At 31.8% G+C, this 24576-nt stretch carries 22 protein-coding genes and 1 tRNA gene; 12 read left to right on the top strand and 11 right to left on the bottom strand.

Translation table 11 applies throughout. The annotated features are described in order from the left end of the window. Positions 1-185: 185 nt before the first annotated feature. The 7 genes from LPB88_RS22765 to LPB88_RS22735 all read left to right on the top strand — a co-directional run bounded on the left by LPB88_RS22765 (position 186) and on the right by LPB88_RS22735 (position 6873). Positions 186-845 (top strand): IS1 family transposase, encoded by a 660-nt coding sequence (locus tag LPB88_RS22765; protein WP_230717959.1) that lies wholly within the window; start codon positions 186-188, stop codon positions 843-845. Positions 846-1246: 401 nt separating this feature from the next. Further along, a tRNA-Phe gene (locus tag LPB88_RS22760) sits at positions 1247-1331 on the top strand. A 153-nt stretch (positions 1332-1484) separates the two neighbouring features. Further along, the gene (locus LPB88_RS22755) at positions 1485-2168 is read left to right on the top strand and encodes a hypothetical protein (RefSeq protein ID WP_230717958.1); all 684 of its coding nucleotides are present in this window, start codon (positions 1485-1487) and stop codon (positions 2166-2168) included. Between the two features lie 182 nt (positions 2169-2350). Further along, positions 2351-3010 (top strand): GNAT family N-acetyltransferase, encoded by a 660-nt coding sequence (locus LPB88_RS22750; RefSeq protein WP_230717957.1) that lies wholly within the window; start codon positions 2351-2353, stop codon positions 3008-3010. Positions 3011-3151: 141 nt separating this feature from the next. Beyond that, on the top strand, positions 3152-4099 hold the full coding sequence (locus tag LPB88_RS22745; RefSeq protein ID WP_230717956.1) for a hypothetical protein: 948 nt from the start codon (positions 3152-3154) through the stop codon (positions 4097-4099). A 235-nt stretch (positions 4100-4334) separates the two neighbouring features. Continuing rightward, positions 4335-5696 (top strand): hypothetical protein, encoded by a 1362-nt coding sequence (locus LPB88_RS22740; RefSeq protein ID WP_230717955.1) that lies wholly within the window; start codon positions 4335-4337, stop codon positions 5694-5696. Between the two features lie 154 nt (positions 5697-5850). Beyond that, positions 5851-6873, top strand: coding sequence for a PIN domain-containing protein (locus LPB88_RS22735; RefSeq protein ID WP_230717954.1), 1023 nt, complete (start codon positions 5851-5853; stop codon positions 6871-6873). 151 nt (positions 6874-7024) lie between these two features. Here the strand turns inward: LPB88_RS22735 and LPB88_RS22730 are convergent, their stop codons facing one another. The 9 genes from LPB88_RS22730 to LPB88_RS22690 all read right to left on the bottom strand — a co-directional run bounded on the left by LPB88_RS22730 (position 7025) and on the right by LPB88_RS22690 (position 17988). Further along, positions 7025-7489, bottom strand: a complete 465-nt coding sequence (locus tag LPB88_RS22730) for a JAB domain-containing protein (RefSeq protein ID WP_230717953.1) — start codon at positions 7487-7489, stop codon at positions 7025-7027. Between the two features lie 239 nt (positions 7490-7728). Then, positions 7729-8373 carry a hypothetical protein gene (locus LPB88_RS22725; RefSeq protein WP_230717952.1) on the bottom strand — a complete coding sequence of 215 codons (645 nt, stop codon included), beginning with the start codon at positions 8371-8373 and terminating at the stop codon, positions 7729-7731. Between the two features lie 97 nt (positions 8374-8470). Continuing rightward, entirely contained in the window at positions 8471-9151 is a 681-nt protein-coding gene (locus tag LPB88_RS22720) for a M48 family metallopeptidase (RefSeq protein ID WP_230717951.1), read from the bottom strand. Between the two features lie 16 nt (positions 9152-9167). Further along, positions 9168-12221 (bottom strand): type I restriction endonuclease subunit R, encoded by a 3054-nt coding sequence (locus tag LPB88_RS22715; protein ID WP_230717950.1) that lies wholly within the window; start codon positions 12219-12221, stop codon positions 9168-9170. Positions 12222-12503: 282 nt separating this feature from the next. Continuing rightward, positions 12504-13730 (bottom strand): restriction endonuclease subunit S, encoded by a 1227-nt coding sequence (locus LPB88_RS22710; protein ID WP_230717949.1) that lies wholly within the window; start codon positions 13728-13730, stop codon positions 12504-12506. Further along, positions 13724-16162, bottom strand: a complete 2439-nt coding sequence (locus tag LPB88_RS22705; protein WP_230717948.1) for a type I restriction-modification system subunit M — start codon at positions 16160-16162, stop codon at positions 13724-13726. The genes LPB88_RS22710 and LPB88_RS22705 overlap by 7 nt, the downstream gene beginning before the upstream one ends. A gap of 289 nt (positions 16163-16451) precedes the next feature. Beyond that, positions 16452-17111: a hypothetical protein gene (locus LPB88_RS22700; protein WP_230717947.1), complete on the bottom strand. Its 660-nt coding sequence runs from the start codon at positions 17109-17111 to the stop codon at positions 16452-16454. A 114-nt stretch (positions 17112-17225) separates the two neighbouring features. Then, positions 17226-17483, bottom strand: coding sequence for a hypothetical protein (locus LPB88_RS22695; protein ID WP_230717946.1), 258 nt, complete (start codon positions 17481-17483; stop codon positions 17226-17228). A 91-nt stretch (positions 17484-17574) separates the two neighbouring features. After that, positions 17575-17988 carry a helix-turn-helix domain-containing protein gene (locus tag LPB88_RS22690; RefSeq protein ID WP_230717945.1) on the bottom strand — a complete coding sequence of 138 codons (414 nt, stop codon included), beginning with the start codon at positions 17986-17988 and terminating at the stop codon, positions 17575-17577. A gap of 173 nt (positions 17989-18161) precedes the next feature. On the opposite strand from LPB88_RS22690, the gene LPB88_RS22685 reads away from it, so the two are divergent. The 5 genes from LPB88_RS22685 to LPB88_RS22665 are packed head-to-tail and all read left to right on the top strand — an operon-like array spanning position 18162 to position 21968. Further along, a complete protein-coding gene (locus tag LPB88_RS22685; RefSeq protein ID WP_230717944.1) occupies positions 18162-19799 on the top strand; it encodes a hypothetical protein in 1638 nt (545 codons plus the stop codon). Positions 19800-19810: 11 nt separating this feature from the next. Beyond that, a complete protein-coding gene (locus LPB88_RS22680) occupies positions 19811-20647 on the top strand; it encodes a hypothetical protein (RefSeq protein ID WP_230717943.1) in 837 nt (278 codons plus the stop codon). Further along, positions 20634-20996, top strand: a complete 363-nt coding sequence (locus tag LPB88_RS22675) for a hypothetical protein (RefSeq protein ID WP_163401323.1) — start codon at positions 20634-20636, stop codon at positions 20994-20996. The genes LPB88_RS22680 and LPB88_RS22675 overlap by 14 nt, the downstream gene beginning before the upstream one ends. 11 nt (positions 20997-21007) lie before the next feature. Next, positions 21008-21571 carry a hypothetical protein gene (locus LPB88_RS22670; RefSeq protein ID WP_230717942.1) on the top strand — a complete coding sequence of 188 codons (564 nt, stop codon included), beginning with the start codon at positions 21008-21010 and terminating at the stop codon, positions 21569-21571. 52 nt (positions 21572-21623) lie between these two features. After that, on the top strand, positions 21624-21968 hold the full coding sequence (locus LPB88_RS22665) for a hypothetical protein (protein WP_110348627.1): 345 nt from the start codon (positions 21624-21626) through the stop codon (positions 21966-21968). A gap of 248 nt (positions 21969-22216) precedes the next feature. On the opposite strand, the gene LPB88_RS22660 is transcribed toward LPB88_RS22665, so the two are convergent. Continuing rightward, positions 22217-23374 carry an IS3 family transposase gene (locus LPB88_RS22660; protein WP_230717941.1) on the bottom strand — a complete coding sequence of 386 codons (1158 nt, stop codon included), beginning with the start codon at positions 23372-23374 and terminating at the stop codon, positions 22217-22219. 35 nt (positions 23375-23409) lie between these two features. Then, positions 23410-24501 (bottom strand): IS3 family transposase, encoded by a 1092-nt coding sequence (locus LPB88_RS22655; RefSeq protein ID WP_230717940.1) that lies wholly within the window; start codon positions 24499-24501, stop codon positions 23410-23412. Positions 24502-24576: the final 75 nt, after the last annotated feature.

The following is a 24576-nucleotide window of genomic DNA, read 5'->3' as shown; positions in this document are numbered from 1 at the left end:
GTATTTTTTGGTAGTGTTGCAGATTAGGTGTTTTTATAATGTAACCACCTAACTAACTGAAAAAGAACATATAATTTTAATTAGTGAATAGAGAAAAGAGACGACCGACAGGTCGTCTCTTTCTTTTTTGTCTTTTAATAAGCCTTAAAATGCTTTTGCCTTACCTTAGTGTTTCAAATTAGGTCATGAAAATAAAATGTAATTTTTGCAATGGTAAATGCATAAAAAATGGATTTCAATCTAACGGAAATCAGCGTTATAAATGTTGTGTTTGTCAAAAAAGACAACAGATTGACTATAGGTATAATGCTTACAAAAGGGATGTCAATCAGGAGATAGTGTTGTTTACAAAAGAAGGGTTAGGAATAAGAAGCACAGCAAGAATATTAAAAATATCAGCCACAACATTATTGAAAAGAATTGTTTCAATTGCCGGAAGTATTATCAAACCCATTATCAGCAAAGGCAAGACTTATGAAGTCGATGAACTGTGCACTTATATCAGACACAAGAAAAATTATATCTGGCTGGTTTATGCATTGGAAAGGAATACTAAAACAGTTGTCAGTTTTAATGTTGGGAAACGAACCAATAAAACGCTGAGTCGTGTTTTGGAAACTCTAAAATTATCAGAAGCTAAAGAGATATTTACGGACAGATTGAAAAACTATCGATATTTGATCGAAGAGAAACTACATTCAGTAAAACGTTTCGGGACAAACCATATTGAAAGAAAGAATTTGACACTCAGAACTCATCTGAAAAGACTTAACCGCAGAACAATCTGCTTCAGTAAAAGTTTAGTGATTTTTACTGCTGTTTTGAAAATTTATTTTTGGACTTGATTTTTTAAATAGATAAATATCTTGTTGAATAATTAGCGGGAAGCATTCAATTATCTAACCAGTTTTTTGAAGATTATTACAATATTTTAGAGTGCGCATCATAATTTTTTCTTCTTTTGTTTTTATAGAAGGTAATATTGATGCCAAAGCATCAATCAAATAAAAGGTGTTTAATAATTTATAGTGAAAAAAAAAGATATATTTGAAAAGATATAATGTGAAATTTATCACACATATCTACCCAATTTGGATGGCTTTGTGTGGTTTTGTCAGATATATAAATGAATTGGTAGTAATTATCGGGCAGAACAGAAATAAGGTACTCAAAATGGAAAATGTTAAAAATAAATTTTAAATTTACAATCAACTATTTCCGAGTAAGTTTAAATGAAAATTTATTCGGAGATGGCAGAGTGGTTTATTGCGCTTGTCTGAAACACAAGTGAACGTTTATTCTTTCCACGGGTTCGAATCCCGTTCTCTCCGCTAATTTTAGTTATGGCTCCTTCGGGAGCCATTTGGGATTATAAAACATCATAATTTAATTTTTAAAACAATATTATGGGAATTTGCAAACTTTGTAAGAAAGATAAAAAGTTAATTGAGGCACATATAATCCCAAAATTTATGTACAAAAAAATGAAAGACGAAAATCACTCTTTTTTTGACATAACTTATAATTTGAATACAAAAGAAACTAAAAGTAAAAAAATTCAAAAAGAAGATTACGATAAAAACATTCTTTGCGGTGATTGTGATAACGGAATTTTAGGAGGGATTTACGAAGACTATGCAAAAGATACTCTGTATGGAGAAAACTTAAATCCAGAGATTGCACCAAAATGCGAAAACTTCATAAATCCAGATGATGGTGCAGAATATTCAATTTGTAACAACATTGATTATACAAAAATGAAATTATTTTTCCTTTCACTATTATGGAGAGCAAGTATAACTGATAGACCAACTTTTAATGAAGTTAGTATTGGAAGTAAACACGAAGAAATTATTAGAAAAATGATTTATGAAAAGATAACACCTTTAGAAGAGGAATATCCAATAGTCATAACTTCATTTATGAGAACCGAAAATAAATTTGAGAACTTAATAGCTCAACCTAAAAGAATAAGAACAAAAGGTGGTTTAAATGGATATATCTTTTTAATTGATAGTTTACAATTTATGTTTTTTGTAAATTCTAATGATCATAAAATTCCAGAATATATATTAAAAAGTACCATAAAAGAATCTGGGGAATTAACAACTTTACATTTACCAAATGGAAGTGAATTAGAATTTTTTAAACAGATATTAGGAAAATAATTACTGCCAACACACGCTACACGCAGTTTGGCGATTTGGCTTAATTTAAATATTGATTTGTATTTGGAAGATTAGGCAAATTCGAATAATGAGCTTAATTTAGTCCCAAACTGCGTGTAGCACGGCAATGTTACAAGGAATGTTAAAAAACCAGAAGAGAATTCAATAACTAGTCGCAACAAATGACAACGAAAATTATTTCTAAAATTACTCAAAAGCAAATCAATCAAATTATAAATCTTGTTGAAAAAGATGCTGACTTAATAAGCATAAATGTTTTTGAAAAACAAAGTCCAATCTACGAATATCTGAAAGTTAGAGAAAGTGAAAAATGTAAAATATATTTATCACGAGTTGGCACTTTTGACTCCAAATCAACTAATTTAATAATTACAGAAGATTTGAATGGAGATTTGCTAGGATTTATATTATTTCAGAATGTAATAAATCAGCAGAAAGATATTGCAATTATTTCTACAATAGTTTCTAGTTCTCACCGTAACAAAGGTATTTTAAAAAACATGATGAATAACCTAAAACAGTCTTATGACAGTATATCTTTAAGTTGTTTTACAGATATTGTACATGTTTACAGTAAGCTAGGTTTTAAGCCAGCTGGTCAATGGCAAACTCAAATAGGTTTGTACTTTGGGTATATGGATGATGGACAAATTATATCTGTAGACGATAATGATTTAAATAATCTTCCTGCTATCAAGTATGCGTTTCAGAATTTTAAAAATAAGAATATTAATACATGGCAAAATCTAATTGACAAATTAAATGAAGACAATAATAAAGAACAATTAAAGGCTTCACAGTTTATAAAACACTGCTTTTAGCAAGACGATAAGCAATTTGGGTATTAGGCTTAATTTAAATTGGTTTTATATTTGGAAGATTTTACAAATCCGAATTATGGGCTTAATTTAGTCGCAAAAAGCTTGTAGCGTAAGAACGTTAGGTGCAATTCTAATTAAAAGATGAACATAAATAAATTTTCAAATATAATAAAAGATAATAATTTAAATGAAGAAGAAAAACTTCAAGCATTTGGTGATTTTTATATTTATTATTCAAACTTGCTTAAAAAAGTATTAAAAAATAGAACTTTCACTGAAAGACAACTTTCAGTAGATATTTTTCTTAAAAAGTGGCCAGATAAAAAATCTGAAACTGTATTTAAAAAACAATTTTATTCATCTTTCAAAACATTAGAAAGAATAAAAATAGGAATAGAAACAGGTATAGTTAATAAATTTAATATAGGAATTAGTAAGAGTTCGATAAATAACTTTGCTGACATATTATTTATTTTTTCATATGATGTTTATGAATTGGTTAAATATGCTGAATCAAAATATAATAATCATATATTGAATTATAGAATGGGTTCAGCGATTGGCTCTTCTTCAAGAGATATATTTGAGAACGGAACAATAATACTTCACATTAAACATTTTGGAACCAACTCAATTCATTACAGAGACTTCTTTTCGTATACAGTATTTACCATTAGACTAATGATTGAAGTCGCTGGAAAGAAAATAATGGGATTTAATTCTATCACGGACGATAAAGGAGAAAGATTAAAGAAGATAAAGACGCAAATAGCTTGGGAATTTATTAAAAACGATCAACTAAATAATAAAAGAATTCAACTTCCAATGGAAATAGATACAATATTAGAGATAGAAAAATGGACGAATCAGTTTGTTCACACTGGATACATTCAACCAATATTTTTAGTAGAAAATGCATTGGTGTTTTTAGATAAATTAATTATTCCTAAATCCACGAAAATTTCTAATTATAACGATTTGAAATTAGAATTTGAAAATTATGTAAAAAGTAAAGTAAACGAAGGACAAATTATACAAGTTAATTGGATGAATGAAAAACATCTCGAATCAGAGATAATTTCAAAATAAAAAGACTTGCGACTAAGTTCAAGGACGGATTTAGGCAATACGCTTAATGGAAAGATGGTTTTGTATTTGGGATGATTTGCAAATCAAAGAATGGATTGAATTTAGTCGAAAACCAGCTGTAGCACCAAAACGTTAGCAGTAAGCTATCCCTACTTCTTTTAATGACACCTAATTTAAAGCATGAATATTTGTTTCTGTGGCTAATGTTATTAAATTTACTACAAACAATTAACTTATGAGCGAGTCGAACCGACAACTAAATATTAAATTTTACGACGAGCTAAATCGTATTTTTAAAATTAAGAAATATAAGACATGGCAAGAATTAGCTAAAGAAGTAACAATTGAAAAAATAGCCGAAACCTATAATGTATTTGGGCAAATCTTTTCTACAAATTTAAATAGATACGAATTGTTGCCAAAAAACAATCCTTCTCAGAAGCTTACTTCAATTTTTCATGGCTATTCAGACGGCAATTCGATTATTAATAATGTTGCACGGTATTCATTATACTCAGATGAAATTTTGATATTTCATCCGCTTCAAAATCCAAATATTACTTCCCCTGATTATAATCCAATCTATAAACCACACTTGTGGAGGCTTGAGTTCGTAGATGCTTTATATTTTTATATAGTTCTCCAAAAATGGGTTCGCTCTGGGATCGTTCATTTAATTGAGAACCCCTTCAATTTTGATTCTGAAGCTTACTCGACTTTAAAAGAGGAGGCTCGCAGACGTGTTGAATTAAATCCAGAAATTATGACGGATCCTGAGTTTAAAATGGATATAAATAAAATGAACGATGAAAAATTGCGCCGGTCATTTTTTGGATTACCTCTAAAAGCTATAGAGGTAACAATTTCCAAAGCATTTCCCAGCTACTCAACTAACGAAGTTACCAACTTAGCTTTATCATTTAAAAGAAGGGAAAAGGAACATCCGATGTATGTAGATTTTGGCGAAGATCAAATGGAATCCGTTTCTTTAAATGACAGTGGAGGAAGCATTGAAATGATTGACGCCATTTGCAAATTAACAGGAGCAATTTCCTATACAAGCCAAGTTAGTATAAAACGTCAACTTGAATTTAGGGGGACAAATCCATTTTGGACTAAGTTTGGCTCACTATACTCGGGGCTTGACCTAACTTATTTAGATAATGTTGATACTTCCTTTGCCTTACATATTAGAGAAGAAAACAGAATTTCAGGAATGAGAAAAGCATTGAGAGAAGTCAGTTCTTTCATAGAGCAAACAGAACTTGACAAATTATCAGATGATAAAATTCTTCATTTTAATGACAAAATAAAAGAAGAGGTGAAACGATCGGAAGTTGAGTGGATGAAAATAATTGATGATGCAAAGAAGTTTAATATAACGACAATTGCTAGCGCAAGTACGATAGGTGCACTTTTAGATCCAACAAAAATAATTGTTCCCGCAGTAGGAATTCCTTCAGGAATTATTATAAGTGAATATTTTAAAAATCGAGGATTAAAAAGCTATCGAAATAAAGACGCATATTCCGTATTTGTCGACCTCAAAAATAAGAGACCTTCTTTTTATACTGAATTTAAGAACTGTATATTTTAAGGTCTACTGATAATTGCTACTACAACGGATTTAGGAAATAGGCTTAATGTAAAGATGGTTTGTATTTGGAATGATTTGGCAAATTTAAAATAGGGTCAAATTTGATTCCCAAACGTTATATTTTCAGAACATTAGTGTAATTTAAAGAAACAGAATGGATATAATACTTGATTCAAATATTTTTAGGAGCGATATAACTTTAAGATCAAAAGAATTTGATGTTATTTTAGATTATTTAGATAAAACTCATTCATCAATCGTAATTCCACAAATTATTTTAGATGAAATTAAAGGACTTTATGGAAGGACTTTACAAGAGAGAAAAAGTGAAGTTGCGAAAAACATTAACAATCTTAATTTATTAATTATTGATAATAATAAGCATATAAAAAGTGAAAGCTTTAATGTTGTAAATGAGACTGACAACTATGAAAAATATATAATTGAAAAACTCAAAATTAGGGGGCGAAATATTATTCCTTATAATAATGACTTTTTACCGTTAATATCTGAAAGAGCTATAAAAAGAATAAAACCTGCTGGAGAAAAAGGCCAAGGTTTTCGCGATACATTAATTTGGCTCACAATGAAAGATTATTGTCAATCATGTCACGAAAAACAAATAACATTTATTAGTAATAATACGGATGATTTTGCTTCAGCCGACAAAACAAACCTAAACGAATCTTTAAAAGAAGAGTGTGATATTTTAGGCATAAAAATAAATTATTTTAAAACTGTAAAAGAGTTTATAGAAAATCATTCTACTAAAATTGACCTTATAAGTTATGACTGGATTGCAGACAATTTGGACTATGATTACTTACGTGATTTAGTTGTTGATTACTTAAACAGTAATCAAAAAAGAATTTTTATTTCTACAATTCAGAATAAAATTGGCGAAGAATGTGAAAGTTACAAAGCATTGAGATTTGACCCGGACAATGATGATGATTTATCCGTTTATGAAATGTTGGATAATCAATTAATTGTAAATTTCTTAGTAAGCGGATATGTTGATTTAGAACTAAACATCGTAACTTATGAGAGTTGGGGTGATAATCCCAGATATTATATTAATACAATTAATCGTTATGAAAGAGTGAAAGCTTCTGTCACGTTGACACTTATAGAAAATGAAATAATTGAAACCGAAATTAACGATGTTTATATCTAAATTTATCATTAATTCTTAATAAAATAGGTACTATTTTCTATAATAAATATGGGTATTTTTCTTAATAAAAATTAATATTGAGCACTAGTATAAATGTCTTTTTAAAGACCATTATTGTTTGAATGAATTAATATCCTGTTTATGAAGGCACTTATAAAGCGCCTTCATCAGCAAAGGAATAGTAAGATTCGTTAGTTATAATAAGTGAGTCTAGTAATGAAATATCAAGAAGTTTTCCGGCTTCTTTTACTCTTCTAGTTATATGTTTATCGGCTTCGGAGGCGGTAAGGTTTCCTGAAGGATGATTGTGAATCATCATAAGTGATGTAGCATTTGCCTTGAGAGCTGCGGAGAATATCAATCTAATGTCTACAACAGTGCCTGCAATTCCTCCAGAAGAGATTTCATAAATTCCAAGTGCTTTATGAGCGTTATTCATTAGCAATACCTTAAATTGCTCAAAAAATTCTATTTTATTACAATCCCAGGCTGAGAGAGCAAGTTGGTATGCATCTCTGGAAGATTTGATTTGTGGTCTTTCAGAGGATCTTACTTTTGTTCTGTAGATCAGTTCAATTTCAGATACATTCTGCCAGTTTTGATTTAAAGTCTCCATAATTTCTATATTTTAAATTAATTATGGAACATCTACCGGGAATCGCTTAGCAAGCGCAAAAAGCAACGCAATAAAGCAGGAATTTTTTCCTGCATTTATGGGGGAATTTTTTGCCAGCGCCCGCAAGCGATTCCTGAACTTTGTGACGAAATTAAATAATATATTTAAGGACTTGTTGATTAAGTTCAACTTTCCATAAAGCGTATTGCAAATCTATTATGATATTAATAAATCAGTGACTATTCTTCGCATAGATTATCAAATTTTCTAATAAACGCTTCTTTTCTTTCGGTTGAGGAGAGCAGTTCAGATTTGTAATCAACGTTAATAAGTTTAAGTAAAGCTTCAAGAAAGTCGTCTCTATAAATAATTGTTACTGTGGATGTTTTCTTTATTAAGATACTATTACCTGAATTACCCCATATTGTCCAATTACCATTTGTCCTTGCTTCGTGTAATAATCCACATCTTATATTTTTATAAAAATCATCAGCATTTTGTCTATTAAACTGCATATTAAATGGAGTTCTATTAATCAGAAAATCAATAAAAATTTGAGTACTTGCTCCATATTCATATTGTCCTAGAGGTGGGTCTCCAGTACGCCTATATCTATAATTTTTTCCTTGATATGTTGTTTCTAAAAATTCAATAAGTGAGCAGATAATTGTCATTATGGAAAATCCCTCACCTGTATAACATCCATCTTGTTTTATTGATCTGATCGGGCTTAAATAACGGTCATCAAGCCTTCTAATAAAATAGTCATTGTAGACAGTTGTCCACAAACTTATATTATTGAAGTCAGTCAGAGATGCTCTTATCGTATTCCAATCAGCTACTGTTTTCCGCCCTGAAATATATGTTGATAATGGTAGTTGCATATTATTAAATGAAGAGATTAATTCTTGTTTTGAAAAAAAATAAATTATATAAACGAAAAATTCTGCTTTAAATCGTTTGATGTTTAATTACAAAATATTAAAGTGGTAATTCATTCAAAATTTTCTTCTGTGTGCGCCAGTTAGGCAAATATTTGTCCATCATTAAAATAAAATTTTTGTTGTGATTTCTCTCAAGAATATGAACCATTTCATGTACAACAATGTATTCAATACAATCTATAGGTTTCTTAGCTAGCTCAATATTAAACCACAATTTTTTATTTTCAGTAATACAGCTTCCCCATTTGGTTTTCATAGTACGTATTCCGAATTCAGGAGTATTTAAATTCATTATTGATGCATATAGATCAATAAGAGTCGAGAGTTGAAGTCTTAACTCTTTTCGGTACCAGTTGTATAGTATTTTCTTTTTAGCATCAGTAGTTGCAACTTGTTTTGTATATAAATCAATTACACTATGTCTTAAAACAATTTTATTTTTTTCAGACTCTTTTATTTTCAGCAAATAACGTTTGCCTAAAAACTGATGGCTTTCCCTTGTAATGAATAATTTTTCAGCTTCTCTTTCTTGGCTTGAAATTTTCCTTTGTTCTTGTTTTATCCAACCTATTTTTGTTGTAAGATAGACTCTAACTTTTTCCAATTCAAAAAAATCAGGAGAAGACACAGTTACTTTTCCATACGGCGGATGAACACTTAAATGCAAATTTTTGATTGGTTTGAATTTCACCTCAATCTCTAAAGTTCCTATTTTCAAAATCTGTGTATTCAACTTAATAATCCTCTTTATGTTGTTCAATAATTTTGTATACTTTTTCAGCTAAAGTATCATCTTCAACAACACGTTTTATTGCATTTTTGACTTTACGCTGTTTCATTACATTATCTCGAAACCCTTCCTGTTTAGCATTTTGTACAGCGTCTTCACAAGCTAAGGCTAATCGTTCATTCCCATCTAAAGTATGGTACAATGCTACTTTTCCTTTAGTGTTAAGGGACTTTGGAGCATCATCTTTCTTGCCTCTATTAACCATTCGAACCAAACTGGCCATTTTCCCTAAATATTCCTGATACATAATAGACGCACGTTTTCTAGCTTCAATTAACTCAGTCAAAAGTATGGACATTTCGTCAAAATATTTAGGATCCAATAAATGTTCTTCAACAATTTTGCTTCGAACATTATTTTCAATCACTTCGGCAACAGCTTCTTGATTACCTTTTATGGATGCAGGCAAATTATCAATAGCCTTAGTCATTTCAGTTTCCATCAAATCCAACAAGGAAATATCCTCAAACGGAGAAATTAGTATAGATTCTTCTGCGCGGATATAAGTATCCAACAAAAAACGCATATCGGCTTCATAAACTTTTAAATCGATTGTTTCATTACTTGCTATACGAATAACTTCACGCACATTTAAATAGAAATCCAAACGGTCTTTAAAGTGTTTGATAGATTTTTCATTGTATCCTGCCAGCTCAAAATCGGTGGTCATATTAGTATAAGCCCTAATGTATTCTACAATGGCTTTGTACAAAGCCATTCTTTTATATTCGTTGGCTTTTAAATCTTGCTCTTTTTCGGTATTACCGCAGAAATATTGAATAAAGTTTAAATCTCCTTTCGGTGATGGAACATTTTCGCACAATGCTTCAAGTGTTTCCAAGGCAATTTCTAAGCGGTGAGATGCTACCTTCAAGCGGTCTTTTAATTGTATAGAAACATCTTCGTTTGTAAATCCTTCGCTTTCTAACTCAGATGTATAAACATCAATAGCATCGGTGACATTACCAAATAATTCCATGTAATCTACAATGTAACCGTAATCTTTATCATCTGTATCTAAGCGATTAACCCTACAAATAGCTTGGAACAAGGTATGATCCTGCATTTTTTTGTCAATGTAAATATAACTGCAAGGCGGGGCATCAAAACCGGTCAACAATTTTGAGACTACAATAAGCAGTTTCATTCTTGCGGGTTGCTTGCGAAATAATTCTTTAACATCACTTTCGTATGTTTCTGTTTTAGATTTATTGCCTTTAGGGCTTACATCTTTTAGCAGTTCAATATAAACCTTGTAGATGAATTCTTTATCAGTATCTGTTTGCGCACCTGTATCTTCCAGCGACATTTCACTTATATTCGGATTGTATGAAGTTACAATGGCGCATTTTCCTTTAAATTCATTATTCTGAAAAAGAGAATAATATTTCGTGGCTTCGTAAATGCTTCCCGCTACTAAAATAGCATTTCCTGACTGACTTGCCAAACGAGGTTTGGTACTAAAATCAACCACAATATCGGCAACTATTTTTTCCATTCGTCCTTTAGAACTCAATACATTTTGCATTGTGCCCCATTTTTTTTTCAGCTCATTACGCTGAAAATCATTTAGGCCTCTTGTTTTAGCATCAAACCATTGATCTACTTTTGTTTGTGAGGTCAAATTTTGCTCAATGCTTCTTCCTTCATACATTAAATCTTTTACCACGCCATCATCTACAGCCTCATTAAATTTATAGGTGTGGATATACCGTCCAAAAACATCCATCGTAGTTTTTTTATCTACTTTCAATAATGGCGTTCCAGTAAAACCAATGAATACTGCAGTGTTTAAAATAGCTTTCATTGCATCATTTAGCTTACCGCTTTGTGTTCGGTGACATTCGTCTACAAATACAAATATTTCGCCTTGTGTTTGTATAGGATTTTCTCTTAATTCTTTAATAAATGAATCAAAATCTCCATCACCTCTGTTACCAAATTTGTGTATTAAAGAACAAATTAAACGCGGTTTAGGAGCCTGTAAATATTGCATCAGTTCCTTGCCTGATTTAGTTTTGGCTATATCGCTTTCACCTACATCATTAAAAACTCGTTCTATCTGATCATCTAGTTCTGTGCGGTCGGTTAAAATGACAATACGCGAATTTGGTATATTTTCCAAAATCCATTTACCCAGCATTACCATCATAAGCGATTTGCCTGAACCTTGTGTATGCCATATAATACCGCCTTCTCTTCGTTTCACAAAATCCTGTGCTTCTTTCAAAGCAAAATATTGATGAGGCCGAGGTAATTTTTTTACACCGGCATCGTAGATGACTCCATTGTAAAGTAAATCTATGACACGGGATTTTTCACAAAGCTTTAATATATATTTGTCCAGTTTATATCCTTCATTATCATGCTCATCCTCTTTCCAACTTAAATAGTATTTTTCGGGTGTTTCAATTGTTCCGTACCGAAGACCTTGTGTGTTGTTTCCAGCCAAAATAACTTGAATAGTAGTGAAGAATCCCTGCGAAAAAATTTCCCTCTGATTGGATATATTCTGGCGAATACTTTCAGCCAAATCTACTGTTCCTCGCTTTAGTTCTAAAATACCGATAGCAATACCGTTGATGTACAAAACAATGTCAGGTCGGCGGTTGTGCTGTTTGTTATTCAACGTAACTTCTTCGGCAATGGCAAATTCATTTTGTTGCCAGTTTTTCCAATCGATTACGAAAAGGGTTTCAAATTGCTCGCCTAATTCGGGCCTTGCTTTCACGCCATATCGTAGTAGATTATACATTTTTTGATTACGATCGTACAAATTGCCTGCATTTGAACTTGCCAAATGATACACCTCGTTAATTGCTTTTTCAACGAGTATTTCTGTGTAACCTTGCTTCCGTAAAAAGCGATGTAAATATTGAGTTTCGACATTGCTGTTATTGGTTCTGTCTTCCCAATTGCCGTAATATTCATAACTCAATTGATTTTGAAACAATTGGACTATACGATTCTGTGTTATTCGTTCAATAGGGTTAATCATACAAGTTCTTCTTTAGCAATTAATTACACTTTGTTTGTTTTCTTATCTTTTACTATATCATTTATCCTATTTCAATACCTTCATTAATTTTATACTATTATTTGAATTAAGATAATGTTCTTTTTTGGCGTGAGGCAAGTAGTCATTTAAATAGATTTATCACCATATGATATAAATATATATTACAATGTAATTTTAAAATTTTCATCAGCAATTCTACCTCGTTATAAGATTTGGCTATAGTTCATGTGCTTAAGAGAATTCTATCTTTGGTCTTATCTTCTATAACAGTCTTACTCTTCCAGTCAGTAATTCTTGCATCATTCCTTGTTTAATTTGACGTGCTTTGTTTAATTTTTTTTCTAAGGCATCGATTTCTGCATCCATATCCGATAAAATTGTGGCTATGCGGGTTTGTTCGGTGGGCAACGGAAATTCAAAATTTAAATTAGACAGTTCACTTCCGTATAGATGATAAACCGTAGAGCCACTAACAAATTTTAAAACCTCTTCTTTATTATTACTGATGAAATATGAAAAATATAATCCATCGATTTCCATAAAGAATCTTATAATTAAAATATCCCCCCCTAAAATAACTCCATCTTTTTTAATACAGCTTGCTGTTGCAAGTCCTCTTGGTGTAACATCAGATGTAGGCATTAAAACATCATTATGTTTTGACATAATAGCATTAATATTCGAATTAGTTCGACTAAAAACATCTCCGATCAATTCTTTGTATCTTGTAAACAACTCTCCATAATGAATACAATCATACTCAAAACTGCTATCTAACTCTGATTTTGGCAAACCTTTTCCTTTGAGAAATTGCGCAACCTCACCTAACTTCTTTACTTCCCAATTTTCTTTAGGCGTTAGCAATTCCTGCATTGCGCCTTGTTTAATAAGACGTTTTTTTGAAATTATTTTTTCTAAACTTTCTACCCATGCATCACAATCACTTAATACTTCAGCTATTGCTTCTTGCTCGGGAAGTGGTGGACATACAAAATTAAAGTTGACAAAATCTTTCTGATAAAGATGTATTATCGTAGAACCAGCTGTAATTTTTAATAGAAAATCATCAAAATAAAATGACATTAATATATAATAGAAAAATCTATTATTGATATTATTAGATTTGGGTCTGACTACAAAGACTCCACTATTTAAAGTTGTTGGTTTAGGCAGAAAATCTATGAAAGCTATTTTTCCGATTGTACCATCTTTTGTAACAAGTACATCATTTTTTTTTAACTGAATATTTCTATCTTGGTCAAATCGCATTTTTTCTACAAAAACACAATTGTCCCAATCTATATATCCGTTCTTAAAATCAGTTCCTGTTACTAATCCATAATCTCCATCATTAAGATACTCAGCTGTTGTAAGTCCTTGCCAGCCTATTCTCGCTTTTAAAGTGAAGTTTGCCTCTAAGTTTAACAACTCCCAATCTTCTGGAAGTAATCTCATCTCCGTTTGCTTTTTTAAATCTTCCTTTACCATACTAATCCCATTTTTTGTAGGTGCTCTAGTACCTTGGCTTCAGATTGTGTCAATTCAATTTGTGAGGTCGCTAATGTGTTTTCATACCGTTCTGCCAAACTATTGATACGTTGGGTTAATCCTTGGCTAATCTTATTTTGTTCCTGTCGCATAGTACCCAATAAATACGTTTTCCATTTGTGATGAATCACAGTGTTTTTAATTTCGTTTTCAGTCAGGGCTGGATATTTTTCGATGACTTTATCTTCTAAATTGTCTTTTGCAATTTTAATTAGTTTTCCAATTCCGGCTAAAGCCTCCTGCGATTCTATATAATTCTTAATGTAGTTTAGTTCTTCTTTTGGTGCGTGGATAGCTTTTCGTTCTTTGTAAAGATTTTTTACATTTTTTAGGTTAATTTTATCCAGTTCTCCAAAGATGCTATCTTCTTCCATATTCTCTTCTTCAATTTCATTCAAAGCTTCCTGCGTTAGGGTGTATTGGTTTTCTAGATCAGCAAGTGAGTTATTTAGTTCTTTAAAATAAACTTCAATTATTAATTCTGGTGAAATCAACCTGCCTTCTATACCACTCAATCCTGTTATTTCTTTATCTTTTCCCGGTTTTCCGTCTTTATCTTTTTTACCTTTTATTACACGACGTGTCCATTCATTTCCGGCTTTCCAACCGTCCATGGATACAGAATACACATCATCCTGCATAGTTTCTTGCCAATATACCATAAGGTATTGGTACAAATCGTAAGCTTGTACCAGAGCATTGCTTTCAAAAGCCTGCAACAAACTTTCGCTCATTTTGCCAATCAGCTCTTTACCAATACAATGTTTGTCTAATTTTTCCCACGCTTTAATTTGGTGATTTAGCCAGTTATTATAAGTTATATCTAAAGTGGTATTAAATGCCTTAAATTCTTCATGACCAAAAATGGTTGTTTTAATATTTGCTGTTGCCACGTTGAGCCGTACATAGCCATCACGTAAATGGGAAAATAATATGTTTTTCAAATTCGGATAAGCTTTCCAATAGGTTTGCATTGCTTCCAAATCCCGCACTGGAATTCCACCCTTTAAATGTGCCAGTAAATCCTGAATGTCTTCATTTTCCTGCGTATCAATATATCGCGGAATATTGAGGTTGTAATCGTTTTTTTTATCTGCAATTTCACTCATAGGTACCATACGGCTGTACTTTGGTACTTCTATCATTTGAGTAAATACATCTGTAATTTTTCGCAAATCCTGCTCACGCAGTCTGTTTTTGTTGCCGTCTTTGATCAATCCTTTGCTCGCATCCATCATAAAAATACCTTTACGATGTGTGGAGTTTTCTTTATCCAACACAATAATACAAGCGGGAATACCGGTGCCGTAAAATAAGTTGGCAGGAAGACCTATGATACCTTTAATAAAACCTTTCTTTAAGATATTCTTACGAATTTCACCTTCGGCATTTCCTCGAAACAAGACACCGTGTGGTAAAACCACAGCTGCTTTTCCATTAGCTTTCAAGGATTGTACTATGTGTAATAAAAAAGCATAATCACCATTCTTTTCGGGAGGTACACCGAGCTCGAAACGATTGTATTCATCACTTTCAATATTTACACCATTGCTCCAACTTTTCAAGGAAAACGGAGGATTAGCTACGACGTAGTCGAAACGCTTTAAACTGCCATCCGCTTCTTTGTAGGCAGGTCTGCTTAGTGTATTGTCAGCAACTATTTCGGCGGTTTCAGCGCCGTGAAGTATCATATTCATCGTCGCCAGATTGGCAGTAGTCGTTTCCTTTTCTTGTCCATATAAAGTAATCGATTTCCCCGCTTCATTAGCAACTTTCAATAACAATGAACCCGATCCGCATGTTGGATCATATGCAGTAGTTTGAGTAGTAGCATTTTTAAAGTTAATACCAATGACTTTCGCTAAAATACGGGAAACTTCGGCAGGGGTGTAAAATTGTCCTTTACTTTTACCACTTTCCGTAGCAAAATGACGCATCAGATATTCATAAGCATCTCCTAGAATATCGTCTCCTTCAGCAGAATTTTTGGAAAAATCTAAACTATTGTCGTTAAAAATACGAACTAAGTTTGAAACAGTTTCTACCAAATCTTTTCCTTTGCCTAGTTTGGTTTCATCGTTAAAATCGGGAAAATCATTTAAGCCATTAGATTCTTTTATTTTATTTAGGACTTCTTTGTTGATGCGGTCTCCAATTTCAGGATTCCCAATTAAATTAACCATATCATCAAAAGATGCACCTTGTGGTATTTCAATTGCAAAATCATGATCTTTCTTTGATTTATCTGAAATATATTTCACAAATAACATTGTGAGTACATAATCTTTATATTGGGATGCATCCATCCCTCCACGTAATTCATCACAACTCGCCCATAATGAACGATATAATTCGGTTTTTTTGATTGCCATTAAGTCTCTTATAATTTGCTGAAAAGTATTGAATTTATTTGATTTTTCAATAAAAAGCTAGCTAAAAACAATGTTCTTTTTAATTATCTCTTCTTATTTTTGTTTTCTTACTTCGTTTAAACTGTTTAAGTAATAATCAATGAATTTTCCAGGGCGCAATAAGATTAGAGTTTAATTTGTATTTTACTTTTCTGCTAAAGGGCAATTTTGATTATTCTGAAAAGAAATCAATAATATTTTTGGAAAGTTTTGCAAAATACTGTTGTTCTAGATTCCTTTTATGATTTATTTATTTAATACGTTCAGCTATGAAATCTTCAGCGATTACATATGGCTGTTTCAGATAAAAATCGTTTGGACTTACATCTTCGTTTCCAAATATTAAAATTTTACTTTTTTGCTTGTGTGCGTAGCGTTTGTCTTCTCCAGTTACTTCATAGGTAACTTTAAATGTAAGGTTGTGTTTTACGCAAACTTCTTTGATAGGCTTGCCTATCGATTTGGGTATACTTATATTTCTTTTGTTGAAAAGCTTATAATGCTCTTCACTATTCCATAAGATGTCTGTGACAGTAATCCAATTTCCGGTTTTTCTTTCAAGTATCATTGAAATATCAGCAATAAATTGATTAATATCTTTAGGTACTCCAATTATTTCGCATTCCAATTCATTATGATTGTAGAGGAGTAATGCTGGATGTTTATCTAAAATTTTTAATTTAGTATATGGCAGGAGAATATTCCAAAAGAAACCATAATATTTTTCAGTGTTTCTGCAAGTTATTTTCCACTCTTCATGTTCGATTGGAATATCATAACTGGTTTGATTAATTGAAAAAATCATCTCCACAGTATTATCCGATGTTTTGAAGTTGAATGATTCAAGTTTAAAATCGCAGTTTTGATAAAAATCATCTGTATGTGTTCTTTTAATTAAATCTTCTATCATTGAGCCTTTATTTATAATTATTATATCAAGATTGCTATATGTAAATTAATTAGTAATAAGTCAAAAAAAATTTCATTTCTATCTCTATCAATTGAAGTTTTAAAAAAAAAAACACTATTTAACAGTGCTGAGTAATGTAATAATATCATTTACATTATGAGAAGAAATATAATCTAATATATAATTTTCTGCTTCTTTTTTTAGGTCTGTAGAAGTTGAAAAAGTGTGCACATAGAAATCTTCATTTTCATCTTCAATATGAATAATTTCTGTATAACCTTTAGTAATTAATGCCCCTTTTAGTTTTAATACTTTAAGCTCACTTTCCCTGTCAATTTCTTTCTTTACTCTAAGCTTTATAGTTTTATTCATGGTGTTTTATTTTATAATGTATGCAAATATTTGACAACAAAAAAGAGACTCGAAAGTCTCTTTTTGGAATTAATATATCTTTTATAAAAGCTTATTTCGCTTTTAGTAGTTTTTCCAAATATTCAACTTTATCTTGCTCGGCTTTCAATAATCTTTCGTAAAGTTTTTTATTTTCGTCTACGGACTCCATTAATTTATCTAATGGATTAAAATTACATGTATTGTTGCTTCCAAAATTAGCACCTTGGCTATTATCGTAAAAATTATTAAAGTAATTAAATACCCCTTCTTCTGAAAAATTCTTTATTGCTTCCACACTCACTCCTAGCGCCTTAGCTACTTCAATAAGTTTTTCTTCTTCTATTGTTTCGCTGTTTTCCATTATAGAAATAGCCTGCTGATTTGTTCCCATAGCCTGGGCTAAAGCTTCTTGTTTCATGTCTTTTAGTTCACGAATACGGCTGATTTTTCGCCCTATGTGATTTGGTTTTGTTACTGTACTCATAGCTCAAAGATAATAATTAAGAATAAAAAAGTAAGTCTCCTGTATGATATAGGAATAGCCTTGTACGGTACAATACAAATTGATACGGTACAGTACGACTAATCACTTACTTGCCTGTGTGTTAAACAAAAATACAATTTTTCACACAAGTATTAATTAAAAAAATTAAAATTATGAGTAGTGCAATTCAATTTCAAGATCAGAAAGAATTGGAGAATGCCGTTAGAGAGCTCCAATCATTTATGGACATTACAGCGGTCACCCTGCATGAGGCAGAGACCGCAGGTAAAAGAGGTTATATACTTACTATAATCTTAAGGGAAGATTCACAGCAGATTGCATCGGAAATGTATGAATGGGCAGATAAGGTTTTGAAAAAATATCCATCCATTCCTTATGTGATTATAAATCTCTGGGATGTACTGCATCGCTTAAAGAATGGGAGCCTGTATTATTTAAAGTGGTATTTATCAAACATAAGTCTGTTTAAAAACGAGGAGTTTGATTTTAAGATTAAAAATGATATTCCGGCCGTATCTGTTCTGCTTAAAAAAGCAGTAAAGAAAAACATCGGGCTTTTAGCCAAAGCAGAATCATTAAGAAGAGGTTCCCAGCATTATGAAGGAACAAATAACCATTATATGGCACTCTATACAATCCATCAGGCGGTAAACCTTCTTTTTGGCATCATAGGAGAACTGGTCATGGGAAAATCTCATTCGAATCATTATACACTAGAGCACTTAAATACGATAAAGGAGTATGCACCGGTTTTGAAGCAGGTGTTCAATATTGATCTTGATAAGGATAAAGAAATTGCTGATTTGCTTGATAGAGCAAGGATTGAATTTCCTTATGGAGGCAAAACAAAGATTAAGAAAGAAAGGGTTAAAGAAACACAGAAGAAACTTTACCGCATCTTGAAAGAAACTAAAAAGATCTTCCAAGACCAGCTTTCTTACTGCGAGGAAAAATCCATTTTTTTTATTGAACCAAAACTGAATAAAGATACTTTAAACGATGGAGTAATCGACTATGAAAAGATTGTCAGTGATACCGTTACGTCTTATCTTAAGACTGAGGCGGTTTATTGTTTTGGAACAGCGGAAAAAAGGGTTAAACACCTTTATCTATTAGTATTGGTTAAAGAAAGTAAAGTAAATGCAGTGCATGATCTGGCTGATATTATTAAAAGCAGAGCCAAAGAGCAGTGCACCGCAACACTTTTGATTCACCATATTTCAGAGCTTAAGAGTGCAACAGGCGATCAGAAGTATTTCTTTTTGAATGTTGTAAAAAATGGAAAGGCTTTGTTTAAAAAAGAATCTGCTGTTCTTGAATCTGCTGATCTTCCAGTTCGCAGTATAACATCAGCAAAAGAATACCTGTGCTACAGAAATATTGTGGTAAACAATATGGAAAAATGGCAGGAAGATTATGAATGGGCATGTTACGCTCCCCTTAAAGGCTTGATGCTCCATACTATGACAGAACAGATCTGTCTTGGAATGATCCGTTTGTTTATGGGGTATTCTCCAAATCATTTTTCCCTTTCTTATCTATTGGAAATCTGCGATCATTTTAATCCTAAAATAAGCAGTTACTTTCCGAGGGTTACAGAGCAGGACAGAAACCTGTTTACGATATTAAGCAGATCATATGCTCAGCTAAGATACAGCGGTGCAGATACTTTTTCTGAACTGGATATGAATCTTTTGCAGGATCGATACAATGATTTTGCGGGTTTCTGCACAGGTGTTGTACAAGATGAATTAAGACGTACTGAGAAGCTGATGTCGGCTGAACTTTAAACAGACAGATCATGTATTATAATATTTTAACACAGAAAGACCATCCCAAATATCGGACAGTCAAGAAAATATTGAAACTCTTAGTAGAGTTTGTAGAAGCTGATTGTATTTACTTTTCGGATTCTGCTGTAGAATCAAAAACAGGGATTCTGACAATTGTTGTGAGCAAAAAAAGCCCCCATTACTATGACGATGTTGTCTTCCATTTATGGAAAGTAATTGAAAACTACAATACTTTTTCATTCTGTTTTTTTGACAGGGAGTGTATAAAGAGAGAAGTCGGAAAAGGAAATTTATTTTTTATTTTCAATTGTAAAGAAATAGATCTTGTGTATAGAAACACTGTAGGAAAACCTGTTCTGGATATAAAAAAAATAAATATGAAACGGCTTTTGAAAAAGACTGTTGCAAATTATCAAATGTGGATATCAGAGGCCAATACTATTGGCAGGGACTTAAAATACCACCGTGGAAACGAGAATCATTTAATGGCATTGTATGTTATACATGAGCAGTTTCGATATGTTTTTATTAATGCTTCATGGGTTCTAACGGGTGAATGGGTGATAGATGGAAAAATTTCAGACCAGCAGGAGCGTATTGCGAAGTTTAATAGTGTCTTAGGTGGAACTTTTGATTTAGATAACATAGAAGATAAAGAAGTTTTAAGAAAGCTTGATCTTGCCCGAAAAGCTGTTCAGTGGGGAGAAGAAATTGAACCGTTAACTGCAGAAATTGTTGAATCAGCATATGAAAAAATGCAGTGGCTTATGAGTGAAGTAAAAACAATGTATCAGCAGTATGCTGAGCAAACAAAACAAATATTTAAAGAATATGGAAACCAATGAAAATAAAAAGGCGGATGATTTTATCAAAGAACTGAAAAGCAGTTTTTATTTTAGAACATTGACCCCGCAGAGAGAGAAAGAAGGTATTTATCATGCAGATATAAAATTTACGAGCTACATAAAACTCATTTATACAGTACAGGATCTGCTCAAGATAGCACTTCACACGCTGGAGAATTCAGATCTTGAGAATTCCAGCCAGATCGAAGATCCCGCTTTTCATCTTACGAGTATTTTGGAAATTGCAATACAGCTACTGCCGTGCAGTGAAGCGGAAGGGCTTGATAAACTGCACAAGCTTTATTTAGAGATTAATAGCGAAAATAAAAATGAACAAAAGGATAACTAATTTTTTAAATCATGAAAAAGAAGAAAAAAAACTTTGAGACCAAGTTCTGGGCTGGATTTGAGGCAGGAAATCCATTTGAAGCATCTGATGCCCTTTTTGATTTTGCACATCTTGACTACTATAAACGAAATTTAACACAAGCAGTACTGTACAGCTTTAAAGAAGAAATCTGCAGTAATGATAGACCAAGCGAGATTTTTATATTCTATAAAGCAATATGCTCATTTTTGAAAACATACTACTGCCTGTATAAAAAAAGCAGTAATTGGAGAGTGAAAGAGTCAATCCGCACAGAAAATGTATTTCATCTCACTTCACTGACAAAGCAGGAATATGACAATCCTTTCACCGTATTTCGAAAGGCATTTGCAGAGAAAAGCCTTAAGGAGTTTGAATTTTTCCTTTCTGAAATAGTGAGCGTTTCGTTGTCTCCGTACAAAGGAGACGGTAATATTGATCTTACAACTCCGTATATCCATTTAATAAAAATGCTTGATGCGGGAGAGCTTATGCGTGAAAGAGGGCTTGAAAGGATAAAAAAAGTTAATGAATCTAAAGAGAATGCCGAATGCTGAAATTACTGCATCAATGCATATATACTTGATTTAACTAATAAAATATATAGATATGAAAAAAAATAAAATCAAATTAAATGATCTGGTTGAAAATCCGGAGCATTACTTTATAATGCTTAAACCTGCATCAAAAATGCGAAATGATATACATAATCTAGAGATAAATGTTCAGGGATATTCCGATCTGTTTTGTATGATTATGGATTTACTCAAAGCAGGAATGCTGGCATTAGACGGAATGGAAGTCAGTACCAATAATAGTCCGAGGCATGTTGAAAGATACGTTTACAGCCTGTTGAGAATAATAGAAATGCTGATTCCATTGGAAGAAGGTGACTTACTGGATATGCTCCACAAGAAATATTTAAAAGAAAATAAAAAGAGCACAACGAACTAATCTATGTCCATTTATAATTTTAATAAAACGGCGACTTTGGAGACGTTTTCTAGCCCCGCAGGGCAAGTTGTTTTGAGATGCTGAATTCATTTCAAGCATCTCAAAACACAACTTGCCGTTGTCCCGTGACAACTTATTCAGGAATGGATTTAATTGAAAGGGCTTGATGCCCTTTTTTTATTGTAATGGTTATAAGTTATTATTGCGATGCAAACAATGCAATGCCGGATTATTAATATTCAATGTGATTATATGAAATGTAATCTATCAAATTCTTCGATTGTTTTATGGTCTAAAAATGAATGCCTTCTTTTTTTATTATACCAATTTTCAATATATTCATATACATCGGCTCTCATCTGTTTCCTGGTTAGGAGTTTATTCCCGTTAATTAATTCTCTTTTAAAAGAGCTGAAAAAACTTTCACAAACGGCATTGTCATTATGATTTTGCCTTCGACTCATACTACGTATTACACACTTGTAAGAGTCTAAAGTACTAGCGAAAATTTTATTAGCATATTGAACACCTCTATCAGAATGGAAGATTAAATCTTTAGTAATTTTCCTGTTCTTAACTGCCATTTTCCAAGCAGGTAAAATTGTTGCTTTGGTGCTCATTTTGGTGCTTATAATCCATCCTACTATTTTTCTATCAAATAAATCCATAACGATGGTTAGATATAAAAAGCCTTTTGTTGTTTGTATATATGTTATGTCTGAAACCCAAGCTTTAGCAGGCTCACTGACTGTAAATTCTCTATTTAAAACATTTGGAACAACATATAAATTATGATGCGAATCAGTGGTTAACTTAAACTTTCTTTTAACTTTTCTACGCAAGCCCAACATTCTCATGTACTTTTTTACCGATGAGTTTTTTATTTTAAACCCTCTGCTTTGTAGTTCCTTTGTAATTTTAAAACATCCATATGTTCTCTTGAATTCATAATAAATGTTCATGATTTCTTGTTTTAATAGAATTATTCGAGCTTCTGAATTAGTAAGTTCTTGTTTTTTTGTTCGATAATATGTGGTTTCTGAGACGTTTAATACAGTTAACATTTTTGCAATTGAAAATTTATATTTATTTTCTTCGATAAAGTTTTTAGTCATTATTTTCCCTTGAGAAACATATTTGGTTCCTTTACTTAAAATCTCGAGTGTAATTTTTGAATTTTTAATTTTCTTTTCAAGGTCAGTGATTATGGCTTTTTCAGGAGTCAATTTAGGGTGACCCGATCCACAAAAACTTCCTGTTCCAAACTTTTCAAAGTCTTTTCGCCATTGGTATAAGTAACTTGGAGCTATTCCCAACTCTCTTGCAAGGCTTGCAGTTTGCCTCTTTCCTCGCTTATAACTTAATTTAACTGCATTTTCTTTGAAAGTACGTTCGTATTTTTTCATAGTCAGAAGTTTGATAATTTACAGCAGAATATCCTTTAATGAAGATTTTCAATATATTCAGATATTTTTTCTTCCATTTGTTGTTTAGTCAGAAGCATATTTAAATTAACTAGTTCAGATTTAAGGGAAATAAAAAAGTTTTTAGCCACAGCATTATCTAAATGATTCTGTGTCCTGCTCATACTTCGTGTAATATTTTTATATGTGTTTAATTTACGGGTAAATATCTTATTAGCGTATTGAGGGGATCTATCGGAATGAAATACTAATTCCTTTTTTGTTTTACGATTTTGAATAGCCATTTCCCAAGTAGGCAAAGAAGTTTCCTTTATTGTCAACCCTTCACTCAAATTCCATCCAACAATTTTTCTGTCAAATAAATCCATAATAATAGTTAGGAATAAGAGTCCCTCCACTGTTTCTAAGCTTGTTATGTCCGATATCCAAATCTGAGAAGGCTCGTCAGCTTTAAACTGTCGATTTAGAACATTAGGAAAGATACAAGGATTATGGGGAATAAATGATGAGCCAGATGTTTTATGTCTGCTACTAAGCTTACTTACAAGACCGAGTTTTTTCATATGAAGTGATACCGAACACTCTTTTAATTTAAAACCTCGACTTTGTAATTCTGCAGTAATTTTTCCACTGCCATACAGCCCTTTATATTCATAAAATATAGAAGTTATTTCTTTCTCTATTAAAGTTGTTTGAAGTTGTTTGGGAGAAAATAATTTATCTCTCCATCTATAATATGTAAATTCTTTTATGCCTAAAACTTTACACATTTTCCAAAGCGGATATTTATTTAAATTGTCTTTAATAAAATGAAAAATCATTGGTTTCCCTTCAGGGATATATTTGCTTGCGCTCTTAAAAATTTCAATTTGAAGTTCTAATTCTTTAAGCTTTCTTTTAAGTTCAGAAGATTTTTTTTGTTCGGGGGTTCTAAAATATCCACGCCCGCAGAAACTTTCTGTTCCGTATTTTTGAAGTTCAGCTTGCCATCTGTAGATGTTTGTGGTAGCTATGCCCAGTTCTTTAGCCACCTTAATAGGATTTGTTTCAAGTGCCATTTGTACTGCATTTAGTATGAAATCGCGATCGTAAATTTTACGTTTTTCCATTTCTTAAATTTCAAATTCTATACTTATGTGAATTTAAGAAATATAATGGCATTGAGTTATAAATAATAAAAGATA

Source organism: Flavobacterium sp. JAS, assembly GCF_020991455.1.
In the GTDB taxonomy this organism is placed as follows: Bacteria; Bacteroidota; Bacteroidia; order Flavobacteriales; family Flavobacteriaceae; genus Flavobacterium.
The sequence above is the reverse complement of the archived record's forward strand: the minus strand, read 5'-3'. Positions and strand labels throughout refer to the sequence as shown.